Annotated in this window: 12 protein-coding genes and 1 riboswitch; of the genes, 2 read left to right on the top strand and 10 right to left on the bottom strand. The window is 71.4% G+C overall.

All coding sequences use genetic code 11. From position 1 onward, the window contains the following. Positions 1-136: 136 nt before the first annotated feature. Positions 137-757 (top strand): TetR/AcrR family transcriptional regulator, encoded by a 621-nt coding sequence (locus tag ACGF3H_RS08810; protein WP_362494616.1) that lies wholly within the window; start codon positions 137-139, stop codon positions 755-757. A 33-nt stretch (positions 758-790) separates the two neighbouring features. On the opposite strand, the gene ACGF3H_RS08815 is transcribed toward ACGF3H_RS08810, so the two are convergent. Beyond that, on the bottom strand, positions 791-1,576 hold the full coding sequence (locus ACGF3H_RS08815; RefSeq protein WP_362494646.1) for an SGNH/GDSL hydrolase family protein: 786 nt from the start codon (positions 1,574-1,576) through the stop codon (positions 791-793). A 225-nt stretch (positions 1,577-1,801) separates the two neighbouring features. Beyond that, positions 1,802-2,716 carry a LysM peptidoglycan-binding domain-containing M23 family metallopeptidase gene (locus tag ACGF3H_RS08820; RefSeq protein WP_362494619.1) on the bottom strand — a complete coding sequence of 305 codons (915 nt, stop codon included), beginning with the start codon at positions 2,714-2,716 and terminating at the stop codon, positions 1,802-1,804. A 4-nt stretch (positions 2,717-2,720) separates the two neighbouring features. Then, positions 2,721-2,877: riboswitch (cyclic di-AMP (ydaO/yuaA leader) on the bottom strand. Positions 2,878-3,315: 438 nt separating this feature from the next. Between ACGF3H_RS08820 and ACGF3H_RS08825 the strand changes: the two genes are divergently transcribed. Beyond that, positions 3,316-4,113, top strand: a complete 798-nt coding sequence (locus ACGF3H_RS08825) for a tyrosine-protein phosphatase (RefSeq protein WP_362494622.1) — start codon at positions 3,316-3,318, stop codon at positions 4,111-4,113. A 25-nt stretch (positions 4,114-4,138) separates the two neighbouring features. On the opposite strand, the gene ACGF3H_RS08830 is transcribed toward ACGF3H_RS08825, so the two are convergent. The 8 genes from ACGF3H_RS08830 to shc form a co-directional block, all read right to left on the bottom strand. After that, on the bottom strand, positions 4,139-4,258 hold the full coding sequence (locus ACGF3H_RS08830) for a DUF6126 family protein (RefSeq protein ID WP_161166010.1): 120 nt from the start codon (positions 4,256-4,258) through the stop codon (positions 4,139-4,141). Then, positions 4,255-4,911 (bottom strand): XRE family transcriptional regulator, encoded by a 657-nt coding sequence (locus tag ACGF3H_RS08835; RefSeq protein ID WP_362494625.1) that lies wholly within the window; start codon positions 4,909-4,911, stop codon positions 4,255-4,257. The genes ACGF3H_RS08830 and ACGF3H_RS08835 overlap by 4 nt, the downstream gene beginning before the upstream one ends. 76 nt (positions 4,912-4,987) lie before the next feature. After that, a complete protein-coding gene (locus ACGF3H_RS08840; protein ID WP_362494627.1) occupies positions 4,988-6,373 on the bottom strand; it encodes an aspartate aminotransferase family protein in 1,386 nt (461 codons plus the stop codon). Next, positions 6,374-8,290 carry a 1-deoxy-D-xylulose-5-phosphate synthase gene (gene dxs / locus ACGF3H_RS08845; RefSeq protein ID WP_362494630.1) on the bottom strand — a complete coding sequence of 639 codons (1,917 nt, stop codon included), beginning with the start codon at positions 8,288-8,290 and terminating at the stop codon, positions 6,374-6,376. It lies immediately after the preceding gene. A gap of 27 nt (positions 8,291-8,317) precedes the next feature. Beyond that, positions 8,318-9,472: a flavodoxin-dependent (E)-4-hydroxy-3-methylbut-2-enyl-diphosphate synthase gene (gene ispG / locus ACGF3H_RS08850; protein ID WP_393816464.1), complete on the bottom strand. Its 1,155-nt coding sequence runs from the start codon at positions 9,470-9,472 to the stop codon at positions 8,318-8,320. 3 nt (positions 9,473-9,475) lie between these two features. Beyond that, positions 9,476-10,498 (bottom strand): adenosyl-hopene transferase HpnH, encoded by a 1,023-nt coding sequence (gene hpnH, locus ACGF3H_RS08855; protein WP_239764607.1) that lies wholly within the window; start codon positions 10,496-10,498, stop codon positions 9,476-9,478. Positions 10,499-10,504: 6 nt separating this feature from the next. Continuing rightward, positions 10,505-11,146 carry a 1-hydroxy-2-methyl-2-butenyl 4-diphosphate reductase gene (locus tag ACGF3H_RS08860; protein WP_362488427.1) on the bottom strand — a complete coding sequence of 214 codons (642 nt, stop codon included), beginning with the start codon at positions 11,144-11,146 and terminating at the stop codon, positions 10,505-10,507. After that, positions 11,146-13,188 carry a squalene--hopene cyclase gene (gene shc, locus ACGF3H_RS08865; protein ID WP_362488425.1) on the bottom strand — a complete coding sequence of 681 codons (2,043 nt, stop codon included), beginning with the start codon at positions 13,186-13,188 and terminating at the stop codon, positions 11,146-11,148. The genes ACGF3H_RS08860 and shc overlap by 1 nt, the downstream gene beginning before the upstream one ends. Positions 13,189-13,259: the final 71 nt, after the last annotated feature.

A 13,259-nucleotide genomic window follows, 5' to 3' on the forward strand; every position in this document is an offset into this window, starting at 1 on the left:
GGGCGCTCCCGCGAGGGCTCCGGCGACCTGCCCGGCGCCGGGGCTCACCGGCGCGGCCACCGCCACGTCGGGCTGAGCCGGCGGTGCCGGACGCAGCCGTCGTCGCACGTGCGTGCGCCTGTATAGGGTGACGGGCGTGACGAGGGTCCGGTTGAGTGTGGCGGAGCGGCGTGAGGAGCTGCTGCGCGCGGCCATCGAGCAGATATCGGCGCGGGGTGTGGCGGCACTGCGGATCGCCGACGTGGCCGCGGCGCTCGGTGTCAGCAGCGCGCTGGTGCTCTACCACTTCTCGACGAAGGAGAAGCTGGTCGCCGCCGCGTTCACCCACGCCGCCGAGGACGATCTGGCCCGTCTGCGCAAGCTGCTCGGCCGCCGTACGTCGGCGCTGCGCCGGCTGCGCGCCGCCGTGCGGTGGTACGCCCCGACCGGCCAGGCCAAGGGCTGGCGGCTGTGGATCGAGGGCTGGGCGGCGTCGCTGCGCGAGCCCGCGCTGCGGGAGGTCACGCGGGAGCTGGACCGGCAGTGGAAGGCGGCCCTCTCCGAGGTCATCGCGGACGGGGTGGCCGCCGGGGAGTTCCCGTGCCCGGACCCCGACGGCGCCGCCCTGCGGCTGACGGCACTGCTGGACGGGCTCGCCGTACAGCTGACGTCGTACACGGGCGCGGTCTCCCGCGCCCGTGCGCTGCGCTGGGTGGACGAGGCGCTGGCCCGCGAACTCGGCCTGGACCGGGACGCCTTGACCGCGCCACGGCCCTGAACGGCCCGGCCGCGGAGGCGGGGACCACCCGTCTCAGGCCACCGCGGCGATCCGCGACTTGATGTCGTCCGGTGACAGGGCCCCTTTGGCCGTGACGTGGTCGCCCGAGGACTCGCCGCGCAGACGGCGGCCGATCCACGGCACCAGGTACTCCCGCGCCCAGTGCACGTCGTCCCGCCGGACGTCGAGGGTGCCGCGCGGCGGCAGCGGCGGCCAGGGCTGGTCCGGGTCGGCCGGGATGCCCAGGCCGAGGACCTGGCCGGCGCGCAGTGCCACGCGGGTGTGCCCCTCGGCCGACAGGTGGAGGCGGTCGGCGTCCCACGCCCTGCGGTCCTGCACGCTGCGCAGCGACCACAGGTCGAGCACCGGACAGCCGTAGCGGTCGGCGACGGCCCTCACGTGTCCGTTGTAGGTGGCGATCTTGCCGCGCAGGTGCTTGAGGACGGGCACCCCGCGGGTGTCGAAGCCGGTGGTCACCAGCACCGTGCCGGCCGCGGCGGTCAGGGCGGCCACCGCCCGTTCGAACCGTTCGGCCACCTCGTCCGGGTCGGTGCCGGGCCGGATGATGTCGTTGCCGCCGGCACAGAACGAGACCAGGTCCGGGGCGAGTTCGACCGCCCGGGGAACCTGCTCCGCCACGATCTGGTCGAGCAGCCTGCCGCGCACGGCGAGGTTCGTGTACGTGAAGTCGCCCTCGGGGCGCCGGTCCGCGAGCAGTACGGCGAACCGGTCGGCCCAGCCGACGAACGCCCCGTCGGGGCCGGGGTCTCCGACGCCCTCGGTGAAGCTGTCCCCCACCGCCACGTACGACCCGATCACTGCTCTGCTGTCACTCTTCGAATCGTCTGCCACGTCGGACCATGATTCACCGTGGAATGTGACCTACGCGACCGTAAGAAGGGGTTGACGGTCGGTGAGAAAAGCCACTCCTAAAGTGTTGGCCAATTCAGGAATAAGAAGAGGCCGTCGGCGGACGCACCGAAGGCCGGACCCGGGGATCGGGGTCCGGCCTTCGGTGGCGCGGGTGCTGCGCGGGAGCGGTCGTCAGAGGGAGACGCCGTGCGAGCGCAGGTAGGCGACCGGGTCCACGTCGGAGCCGTAGTCCGGCGTGGTGCGGATCTCGAAGTGCAGGTGCGGTCCGGTCACGTTGCCGGTGGCACCGGAGAGGCCGATCTGCTGACCGGCGGTCACGGCCTGGCCGGCGGACACGGAGATCGAGGACAGGTGGGCGTACTGGGCGTAGTAGCCGTCGGCGAGCTTGATGACGACCTGGTTGCCGTACGCGCCGCCCCAGCCAGCGGAGACGACCGTGCCCGCGCCGACGGCCTTCAGGGAGGTGCCGGTCGGGACGACGAAGTCGGTGCCGGTGTGGTAGCCGCTGGACCACATGCTGCCGGACTGGTGGTACGGGGTGCCGATGCCGGCGCCGGCCACGGGGGCGGTGTAGCCGCTGGTGGTGGCGGACCCGGCGGCCGTGCCGGAGGACTTCGACGCGGAGGTCTTCGCGGCGTCCGACGACTTCTCGGCGGACTGCGCGGAGGACTTCTCGGCCTTGGCCGGCTTCTCGGCGGCCTTCTCGGTGCCGGCAGCGGCCTTCTGGCCGACGGACAGCTTGAGACCCGGGTGGATCAGCGACGGGTCGGAGCCGACGGCCTCGCGGTTGTCCGCGTAGAGCTTCTTCCAGCCGCCGTCGACGTGCTGCTCGTCGGCGATCTTCGACAGGTAGTCGCCGCTCTTCACGACGTAGGTGTGCGAGGCCGAGCCCTTGTCGGCGGACTTCTGCGCACCGGTCGTCACGGACTGGACGGACTGACCGGCGACGGAGTGCGCGGGAGCGGCGTTGGCGGCGGCGGCGCCCATCAGCGGGAGCGCGAGCGCGGCGCCACCGGTGCCGGCGACGGCGATGGTGCGGGTGAGGCGCTGGGCCTTGGTACGGCGGTGCTTACCCTTCGCGGGCATGGCGAATTCCTCTCCGGCGCCTGCGAGGTGAGCTGTCGGGTGCGGACTGGAGATGCCCGGCCGCGTCGTGACGCGGCTTTACCCCGAGCCGTTCCGGGAACCGGAACAGGCGTGGTACCTGTGGGTCCCCCGCTCCTGCCGTGTACGGGTGGTGGATGAGTGCGGGCTCCGGTCGGCGGCAGGATTAGGCGTCCGTCCGGATCGGTGGTGAACGTAAGCGACCGGGATGCGAACGGACAAGCGAGAGATTCCGCGGACAGGCGTTCCACTTGATCCATTGCGGGAATCGCCGGTCACACTCCGTCGATTCCGTGAGCGCCTTTTTCCGCAAAGGGCCTTGATAAGCGCATGAATTACGTGAACATGACGGGCAACGGACGGTCACCTCTATGACGCTGCTCACGGGAACCACTCCAGCACCCTTTATTCCGCGCCGAGTTGGGATGAAGGGCGCAATTCGGACCTAAGTCTCACACCAGCACTAGTCGGTCCTGTCGACGGCCTGCGGCCGGCTCGTTGCCGCAGGCAAGGGATGCCGTATCGTCGGCTGGGCGCCCGTCGGCGAGCAGCGCCGGCGGGGCGGAGTGGGAGGAGCCCCCGTGACGCAGCAGGTCCCGTCGACCGAACCCGAGCTGACCGGCGTGCGCAACTTCCGGGACGTGGGCGGACTGCCGACCGTGGACGGGCGGCGCGTGCGCCAGGGTGTGCTGTTCCGCAGCGGCCACCTCGCGCACGCCACCGGTGAGGACGCCGCCTTCCTCGCCTCACTGGGCCTGCACACGATCTTCGACTTCCGCAACGCCGCCGACCAGAGGCTCGAGGGGCCGGACGTCGAACTGCCGGGCGTGCGCAATGTGAACCTGCCGCTGAGCGATCCGGCCGACGGTGCCGAGTTCTGGAAGATGGTCCGCGACGGCGACCTCGACCAGCTGCGCGAGATCCTGGCGGACGACCAGGCCGCGAAGCGGATGATCGCCTCCTACCGCACGATCATCAAGGAGCGCACGGCGGAGCACTCCCGGGTGCTGCACGCGCTCGCCGAGGACAGCGTCCCCGCACTGATGCACTGCGCGGCCGGCAAGGACCGCGCGGGCCTGTCGATCGCCATCACCCTGCTCGCCCTGGGCGTGCAGCGCGACGCCATCACCGAGGACTACCTGAAGTCCAACGCGACGCACCGCCGCTACAAGGTGCGCCGCAGCGGCTCCGCCGCCTCGGCCTACTCCCCCGAGGTCATGGAGCTGCTCAGCCCCCTGTTCGACGCGCGCGCCGAATACCTGGCGGCGGCCTTCGAGACCGTCGAGGAGACCTGGGGCGGGGTCGACACCTACCTGGAGAAGGGGCTCGGCGTCACCCCGGAGATCCGGGAGCGGCTGCGCGAGCGGATGCTGGACTGAGCCACCCGCCCACGGTGCCGGCCGGCTACTTGGCGCCCACCTCGAAGAGCAGGAAGAGGAAGCCCGCGACGACGTGCCCGAGGACGATGTAGATGAGAAGTCGCACCCACAGGGCACGCGGGAGTTTGTCCTGAATCGTGCTCATGGCATCTCTCCGGTGGTGTGACGGGTCGGTGGGGTGAAGGGTCCCAGGCACAGCGCCGCGGTGGGGCTCTGCAGCAGGGTGTGGACGAAGAGGAGCTCGAGCCCGTCGGCGTCCTGGGCGGCGATCCGGTGCGGGGTCAGGGAGTCGAAGTGGGCGCTGTCGCCCGGGCCGAGCACGTGCACGGCGTCCCCGAGGCGCAGCCGCAGCCGGCCCCGCAGGACGTGGAGCCACTCCTCGCCGGGGTGCACGCGCACGATGTCGCCCTGCGAGCCGTACGGCACACGGACGCGCAGGGCCTGCATCCCGCGGCCGGAGCCGCCGGCCTGCCAGTACGTCCAGCCGCCCGCGGTCGTCGGTTCCATGTCCCCGGCCCGCACCACGGCGTCCCGGTCCGCGGTCGTCTCGCCGAGCAGCTCCGAGACGGTCGTACCATAAATGCGGGCGAGCGAGAGCAGCATCGGCAGCGAGGGCTGACGCTGCCCGGTCTCCAGCCGGGAGAGGTGGGCGGGCGACAGTCCCGCGGCGCGGGCCGCCGCCTCCAGGGTGAGGGACGCGCGGCGCCGCAGGGCGCGCAGCTGCGGGGCGACCACGGAGGTCACGGCGTCAGCCGCTTCCTCCGCCGGTTCCTCCGCGGGGTCGTTAGAGGAGGTCATGCCTCCATTCAGCCCGAGTTTTGCCCGTGAGGCAATTTTCTTGCCTCACAGGCAAACCGGGGCCGATCCCGGTCGGCTAGCGGTTCGCCACCGCCTGCCTGACCAGCGTCTTCCCGAAGTCCCACATCAGACCACCGCCGTTGTGCGCGTCGTCCATCACCTCGGTGAAGGCGTCGACGAAGCGGTCCGCGTCCGAGGTGTCGATGATCAGCGGCGGGATCAGCTTGATCACCTCCAGATGGTCGCCGGACACCTGCGTCAGGATCCGGTGCCGCTGCAGCAGCGGCACCACCACCATCTGCGCGAACAGGCCCTTCCGCGCGGCCTGCAGCATGGTCCAGCGGCTGCGCAGCTTCAGCGACTTCGGCCGGCCGAACTCGATGCCGATCATCAGCCCCCGGCCCCGGACGTCGGCGAGCAGCTCGTAGCGGTCCACCAGCTCCGTCAGCCGGGACTTCAGGTGCTCGCCCACGGCGGCGGCGTTCGCCACGATCTCCTCGTTCTCCATCACCGACAGCACCGCGAGCCCGGCGGCCATGGCCTGCGCGTTGGACCCGAAGCTCGCCGAGTGGACCTGCACCCGGTCCATCGACGAGTACACCTTCTGGAAGATCCAGTCCTTGCCGAGCGTGGCACCCACCGGCACGTACCCGCCGGACAGCGCCTTGGCGACGCACACCAGGTCGGGCTCGGCGCCCTCCTCGTGCTGGTAGGCGTAGAACTTCCCGGTCCGGCCCAGACCCGTCTGCACCTCGTCGGCGATCAGCAGCGCCTTGTGCCGGTGCAGCAGGTCCTGCGCGGCGCGCAGATAGCCGGGCGGGGCCTCGTGGACACCCTTGCCCTGGATCGGCTCCACGACCAGCGCCGCCACGTCACCCTTCCTCAGCTCCCGGGCCAGGGCGTCCAGGTCGCCGAGCGGCACGGCGGTGTCCGGCAGCAGCGGGGCGAAGCCGTCCCGGAAGCCGCTCTCGCCGTTCACGGACAGCGAGCCCGCGGTCAGCCCGTGGAAGGCGTGCGTGCAGTACAGGATCCTGCGCCTGCCGGTCGCGTACCGGGCGAACTTCAGCGCTGTCTCGACCGCCTCCGTGCCGCTGTTGCCGAAGAAGACGCGGTCCAGGTGCGGGCTGTAGGAGAGCAGCCGTTCGGCCAGCAGTCCGGGCAGCGGCGGACAGTCGAAACGGGTCAGGTCGGCCAGCGAGGCGTCGAGGACGTCGTGCAGGGCCTTGCGGACGACGGGGTGGTGGCGGCCCAGGCCCATCACGGCGAACCCGGCGAGCATGTCCAGGTAGTCGTTGCCGTCCGCGTCCCAGAAGTGCGCGCCCTCGGCCCGCTCGTAGACCTTGTCGAAGCCGATGGTGCGCAGCATGCGCGGCAACTGGTGGTTGAGGTGCTTCGCGTGCAGCTCGTACCGCTCGGCGCCGCGCTCGGCCAGCAGCGCGCCGAGGTCGAACTCCTTGGCCATTCAGTTCTCTCCTTGCCCTGGCATGACGGTCCGGCCGTCCCCGGCCGCTTCCCGGACGGCCAGGCTCGCGCTGATCCGGCCGGCGATCTCCACCGGGGTGAGGCCGATGTCGGCCAGCACCTCGGCGCGTTTGGCGTGCGCGAGGAACTGTTCCGGAATCCCGAACCGCCTCACGGGTACGTCGACGTCGGCGTCGCCCAGGGCCAGTGCCACCGCCGAACCGACCCCGCCGGCACGGCTGTTGTCCTCGACGACGGCCACCAGCCGGTGCCGGGCGGCCAGGGGCGGCAGCTCCGGATCGACGGGCTTGACCCAGCGCGGGTCCACGACGGTGCATCCGGTGCCGCGGCCCTCCAGCAGCTCGGCGGCCGCGAGGCAGACGGGTGCCATCACGCCGACGGCGACGAGCAGCACCTCGGGCCGTTCGGCGGCGTGCAGGACGTCCATCCCGCCGACCCGGTCCACGGCCGGCAGGGCCGGCCCGACCGACTCCTTCGGGAACCGCAGCAGGGTCGGCGCGTCGTCGACGGCGACCGCCTCGCGCAACTGGGCGCGCAGCTGGCCGGCGTCGCGCGGCGCCGCGATGCGCAGGCCCGGGACGGCCTGGAGGACGGACAAGTCCCACATGCCGTTGTGCGAAGGCCCGTCGACGCCGGTGACGCCGGCCCGGTCCAGGACGAAGGTGACACCGCAGCGGTGCAGGGCCACGTCCATCAGGAGCTGGTCGAAGGCACGGTTGAGGAAGGTGGCGTAGACGGCGACGACCGGGTGCAGTCCGCCCGTCGCGAGGCCGGCGGCGGACACGGCCGCGTGCTGTTCGGCGATGCCGACGTCCCAGACCCGGTCGGGGAACCGCTCGGCGAAGGGGGCGAGGCCGACCGGGTGCAGCATGGCCGCGGTGACGGCCACGACGTCGTCGCGTTCCTCGCCGATGCGCGCCATCTCCTCGCCGAACACGGAGGTCCAGGACGGCCCGTTCGACGGGCTGAGCGGCGCGCAGGTCAGCGGGTCCATCACGCCGACCGTGTGGAAGTGGTCCTCCTCGTCGCGCAGGGCGGGCTCGTAGCCGCGGCCCTTCTCGGTGAGGCAGTGCACCAGCACCGGCCCGTGGAAGCGTTTGGCGCGCCGCAGCGCCGACTCGACGGCGCCGATGTCGTGGCCGTCGATCGGGCCCAGGTACTTCAGTCCGAGGTCCTCGAACAGTCCCTGCGGGGCGAAGGCGTCCTTGAAGCCCTTCTTGGCGCCGTGCAGGGCCTCGTAGACGGTGTTGCCGACCACCGGCGTGCGCTGGAGCACCTCCTTGCCCCAGGCCAGCATCCGCTCGTAGCCGTCGGTCGTGCGCAGCGTCGCCAGGTGGTTGGCGAGGCCGCCGATGGTCGGCGCGTACGAGCGTTCGTTGTCGTTGACGACGATGATCAGCGGCCGGTCCCTGGCGGCCGCGATGTTGTTCAGTGCCTCCCAGGCCATTCCGCCCGTGAGCGCGCCGTCGCCGATGACGGCGACGACGTGGCCCCGCTCTCCCCGGACCTGGCGGGCCTTGGCGAGGCCGTCGGCCCAGCCGAGCGCGGTGGAGGCGTGGCTGTTCTCGATGACGTCGTGCTCGGACTCCTCGCGCGAGGGATAACCGGAGAGCCCGCCCTTGCCGCGCAGCTTGGAGAAGTCCTGACGGCCGGTCAGGAGTTTGTGGACGTAGCTCTGGTGGCCGGTGTCCCACAGGATGCGGTCGGCCGGCGACTCGAAGACCCGGTGCAGGGCGACGGTGAGTTCCACCACGCCGAGGTTGGGTCCGAGGTGTCCGCCGGTACGGGCGACCGCGTGCACCAGGAAATCACGTATCTCGTCGGACAGTTCTCCGAGTTGCGCCTCGGACAGCGCCTTCAGGTCGCGTGGTCCCCGGATGCTCTCCAGAATCGTCACGCTCGAGCCCCCTTCGGTTCGTGCTGTTCAGCCCACGGTGACGGCCGGCTCCCCCGACGTGCCGTCCTTCTCCGTCTGTTCGGCGAGCTTCATGGCCTCTTCGATGAGGGTCTCCACGATCTTGGACTCGGGCACGGTCTTGATGACCTCGCCCTTGACGAAGATCTGGCCCTTGCCGTTGCCGGAGGCCACACCGAGGTCGGCCTCGCGGGCCTCGCCGGGGCCGTTGACGACGCAGCCCATGACGGCGACGCGCAGCGGGACGTCCATGCCGGTCAGGCCGGCGGTGACCTCCTCGGCCAGCTTGTAGACGTCGACCTGGGCACGGCCGCAGGACGGGCAGGAGACGATCTCCAGGCCCCTCTGGCGCAGGTTCAGCGACTCCAGGATCTGGATGCCGACCTTGATCTCCTCGACGGGCGGCGCCGACAGGGAGACGCGGATGGTGTCGCCGATGCCCTGGGAGAGCAGGGCGCCGAAGGCGACGGCCGACTTGATGGTGCCCTGGAAGGCCGGGCCGGCCTCGGTGACGCCGAGGTGCAGCGGGTAGTCGCACTGGGCGGCGAGCCGGCGGTAGGCCTCGACCATGACGACCGGGTCGTTGTGCTTCACCGAGATCTTGATGTCCCGGAAGCCGTGCTCCTCGAAGAGCGACGCCTCCCACAGGGCGGACTCGGCGAGCGCCTCCGGGGTGGCCCTGCCGTACTTCTGGAGCAGGCGCCGGTCCAGGGAGCCCGCGTTCACGCCGATGCGGATCGGCGTGCCGTGGTCCTTCGCCGCCTGGGCGATCTCCTTCACCTTGTCGTCGAACTGCTTGATGTTGCCCGGGTTCACCCGGACCGCGGCGCAGCCGGCCTCGATGGCGGCGAAGACGTACTTCGGCTGGAAGTGGATGTCCGCGATCACCGGGATCTGCGACTTCTTCGCGATCACCGGAAGGGCGTCGGCGTCGTCCTGCGTGGGACACGCCACCCGCACGATCTGGCAGCCGGACGCCGTCAGCTCGGCGATCTGCTGGAGCGTCGCGCCGATGTCCGACGTACGGGTCGTCGTCATCGACTGCACCGACACGGGGGCCCCGCCGCCCACCGCGACCGGCCCGACCTGGATCCGCCGCGACATGCGCCGCTCGGCGATCGGCCGGACCGGTACCTCGGGGACCCCCAGGGGGATGGCGGTCACGGATCAGTCCCGGTTCCCGGAGACCGTCTCCCGCATGGCCCGCAGGGATTCCTTGAGGGAGCCCATGGTGGCCAGGACGGCGGTGGGCTCGTAGCCGCAGTGCGCCATGCAGTTGGCGCAGCGGGGGTCCTTGCCCCGGCCGTACTTGTCCCAGTCGGTCTCCTCGATCAGCTCGCGGTACGTGGGCACGTACCCGTCGCTCATCAGGTAGCAGGGGCGCTGCCAGCCGAAGAGGGAGTAGTTCGGGATCGCCCAGGCGGTGCACGGGAAGTCGACCTTGCCCTCGAGGAAGTCGAGGAACAGCGGGGAGTGGTTGAGCCGCCAGCGGGCCCGGTTGCCGCCCGAGAACGCCTTCTTGAACAGTTCGCGGGTCTGTTCCACGCCGAGGAAGTGCTCCTGGTCGGGTGCCTTCTCGTAGGCGTAGGCGGGCGAGATCATCATCTCGTCGACCTTGAGGTCGTCGTTGAGGAAGTTGAGCACCTCGACGATGGTCTGCGGGGTGTCGGTGTTGAAGAAGGTCGAGTTGGTGGTGACCCGGAAGCCGCGCCGCTTGGCCTCCTTGATGGCCTCCACGGCCTCGTCGAACACTCCCTCCTTCGCCACGGACTCGTCGTGCCGCTCGCGCAGGCCGTCGATGTGCACCGCGAACGCGAAGTACGGCGAGGGCGTGAACTTGTCCATCTTCTTGCGCATGAGCAGCGCGTTGGTGCAGAGAAAGACGTATTTCCGCTTGGCCACCAACTGCCGCACGATCTCGTCGATCTGGGGGTGCATCAGGGGCTCGCCGCCGGCGATGGACACCATCGGCGCACCCGATTCCAGCACCGCTCCCACGGCCTGCGCGACCGGCATGCGCTGCTTGAGCACGCCGGCGGGGTGCTGGATCTTGCCGCATCCCTCGCATTTCAGGTTGCAGGCGAAGAGCGGCTCCAGCTCCACGATCAGCGGGAACTTGTCCCGCCGCCGGAGTTTCTGTTCGGCCAAGTATGTAGCGACCTTGATGGACTGGCGCAGCGGCATGGCCATCTGGGCTCACCTCCTGGGGAGCAGCAAGGAACGGTGCCATTCGAAGAATGCGGGAAGTACGGACCGGAGAACGCGGAAAGCCGATATTCCACCGCGCACGGTGCCGATCCGGACGAGTTCGTGTTCGGGAGCGTCGACGACCACCCGGACGGCCGCAACGGGGCGCGTGCCCGTACGGACGGCGCTCAGCAGGGTGGCGGCGGACTCCATGTCGACGGCGATCGCGCCGGTCGCGAGCAGGTCGGCCCGTTCGGGACCGCGGACGACGTGGTCCGAGCCGGTCAGCGGCCCGGTGTGGACGGTGCGCCCGGGCACGGCACGCACCAGTTCCTTGACGAGCCGGTCGGTGCCGGCGCACGCGACCGTGCCCCGCGGGTCCCGGGTCTCCTCGGCGACGACCAGGTCGCCGGGGTGCATGCCGGGGGCGAGGCCCGCGCAGAAGCCCGTGGCCAGCACGGCGGCGTCGCCGAGTGCCGGGCCGGCCAGGACGCGGGCGACGGAGCGCTCGGCCGCCTTCGGTCCCATGCCGGTCCGCAGGACCGTGACCGGCCCGGCGGCCCCGCTCCGGTCACCGGCGCGCAGGGCGAGGTGCTCGATGCCGAGCGCGCAGGCGATCAGCAGCGGGGCCGGTCCGGGCTGTGCGCTCATCAGCTCCCCTTCGCCTCGGTCAGCGACTCGGCGAGGGCCTGGACCGTGCGGGGCACCTTGGCGAAGGGCTCGCCGTGGACGTACCGGCCGAGCGCGGTGAGCGGGAAGACCTGCCGGTAGAGGTGGTAGTTGATGGAGAAGTCCCAGGGGAAGCCGGTGCCGGTGAAGTACGGCTCGTCCCAGGAGCCGTCCTCCCGCTGGGTGGCGGCGAGCCACTCGATGCCGCGCTCGACGGTCTTGGAGTCCCTCTCCCCCGCCGCCAGCAGGGCCATCAGTGCCCAGGCCGTCTGCGAGGCGGTCGAGGCGCCCTTGCCGCTCCACTCCCTGACGTGGCGGTAGGAGCGCAGGTCCTCGCCCCAGCCGCCGTCGTCGTTCTGGACGGACTCCAGCCAGGTCACCGCGCGGCGGACGGCCGGATGGGAGGCGGGCAGGCCCGCGGCGGTCAGGGCGGGGACGACGGACCCGGTGCCGTAGACGTAGTTGACGCCCCAGCGGCCGAACCACGAGCCGTCCGCCTCCTGCTCGGCGAGCAGCCACTGGATGCCTCGCCGGGTGCGCGGGTCGTGGGTGAGGCCCTCGACCGCGAGCATCTCCACGACGTGCGCGGTGACGTCCGCGGACGGCGGGTCGATCACCTCGCCGAAGTCGCAGAACGGCAGCCGGTTGGGGAAGGGGCTGGTGTTGTCGACGTCGAAGGCGCCCCAGGCGCCGTTCTTCGACTGCATGCCGAGGTTCCAGCGCACCCCGCGCGCGATGGCCTTCTCCGTGCGCTCCGGGTCGGGGTGCCGCACGCGGCGCAGGGCGAGGACGACCTCGGCGGTGTCGTCGATGTCGGGGTAGTTGTCGTTGTGGAACTCGAAGGCCCAGCCGCCGGGCGGGAGTCCGGGCCGCTTCACCGACCAGTCGCCGGGGCGCACGATCTGCTCGCCGAGCATCCAGTCCGCGGCCTTCACCAGCTGCGGGTGGTCGGCGGGCACCCCGGCGTCGGCGAGCGCGATGACGGCCAGGCAGGTGTCCCACACCGGGGACTGGCAGGCCTCGATCATCCGGGCGCCGTCCTCGCGCCACACGGCGAAGCGGTCCAGGGACTCCAGGCCGGCGCGCATCACGGGATGTTCGAGGTCGTAGCCGAGGAGGTGGAGGGCGATGACCGAGTACACGGCCGGGGGCTGGATGCCGCCCCAGCAGCCGTCGTTCTCCTGCCGTTCGACGATCCAGCGGGCGGCGGTGTTCATCGCCGCCCGGCGCAGCCGCTTGGGTGCCACCTTGCGGTAGGCGTGCAGGGCCTTGTCGATGCGCTGGAAGGCGCCGTCCCAGCTGGCCGCCGGGGCCAGGGGGCGGGGCGGGTTCGGGCGGGCCGGGTCGGTGTGCAGTTCGTCGAGCGGGAACGGCGCCGGGCGCACCGGGCGCTTCGCCGAGACGACGGTCAGCGGCACGATGGTCTGCCGGGCCCAGCAGCCGAAGTCGTAGATGTTCAGCGGCACCCAGGTGGGGAACCAGATCAGTTCCGGCGGGAGTTCGGGCAGGTCCTCCCACTTCCACCAGCCGAACAGGGCCAGCCAGATCCGGGTGAAGACGCGGGAGGCCGCGATGCCGCCGCGGGCCCGGACCCACTCCGCGGCCTTCGCCATCTGCGGGGCGTCGGGGGCGTCGCCGGCCAGGCGGAGGGCGACGTAGGCCTCGATGGTGGCGGACAGGTCTCCTGGGCCGCCGTAGAAGGTGGCCCAGGTGCCGTCCTCGCGCTGCTCGCCCCGGATGAAGAGGGCGGCGGCGCGGGTGGTCTCCTCGTCCCGGATGCCGAGGAACTGACGCAGGAGCAGGTCCTCGGCGTCCATCGTGACGTTGGTCTCGAGGTCGCCCTTCCACCAGCCCTCGGCGTCCTGCCGGGCGAGCAGGAAGTCGGTGGCGCGCCGAGTCGCGCGTGCGGCGGCTTCGTGTACCCCGGCCGCCGCGGCGGGGCTCGTGATGTCGGCTGTTTCGCTGGCCGCGGCTGCGCGGGGCGGGAGGGTCGCCCCGGTGCTTCCGTCGGTCGTCGCTGTCATGGCTTCCCCTTCGTGCAGTGTGCAGGTGGTGCTTCTGCTGTGGGTCCGCCGTCGGCCGGTGCTCGTGTTCC

This window comes from Streptomyces sp. NPDC048185, from assembly GCF_043202495.1.
Taxonomy (GTDB): Bacteria; Actinomycetota; Actinomycetes; order Streptomycetales; family Streptomycetaceae; genus Streptomyces.

Bases quoted from the DNA above. Each gene is read 5' to 3' on its own strand.
- ACGF3H_RS08820 (WP_362494619.1), bottom strand. From the start codon at position 2,716: ATGCCCGCGAAGGGTAAGCACCGCCGTACCAAGGCCCAGCGCCTCACC.
- ACGF3H_RS08830 (WP_161166010.1), bottom strand. From the start codon at position 4,258: ATGAGCACGATTCAGGACAAACTCCCGCGTGCCCTGTGGGTGCGACTT.
- ACGF3H_RS08835 (WP_362494625.1), bottom strand. From the start codon at position 4,911: ATGACCTCCTCTAACGACCCCGCGGAGGAACCGGCGGAGGAAGCGGCT.
- ACGF3H_RS08840 (WP_362494627.1), bottom strand. From the start codon at position 6,373: ATGGCCAAGGAGTTCGACCTCGGCGCGCTGCTGGCCGAGCGCGGCGCC.
- hpnH (WP_239764607.1), bottom strand. From the start codon at position 10,498: ATGGCCATGCCGCTGCGCCAGTCCATCAAGGTCGCTACATACTTGGCC.
- ACGF3H_RS08860 (WP_362488427.1), bottom strand. From the start codon at position 11,146: ATGAGCGCACAGCCCGGACCGGCCCCGCTGCTGATCGCCTGCGCGCTC.
- shc (WP_362488425.1), bottom strand. From the start codon at position 13,188: ATGACAGCGACGACCGACGGAAGCACCGGGGCGACCCTCCCGCCCCGC.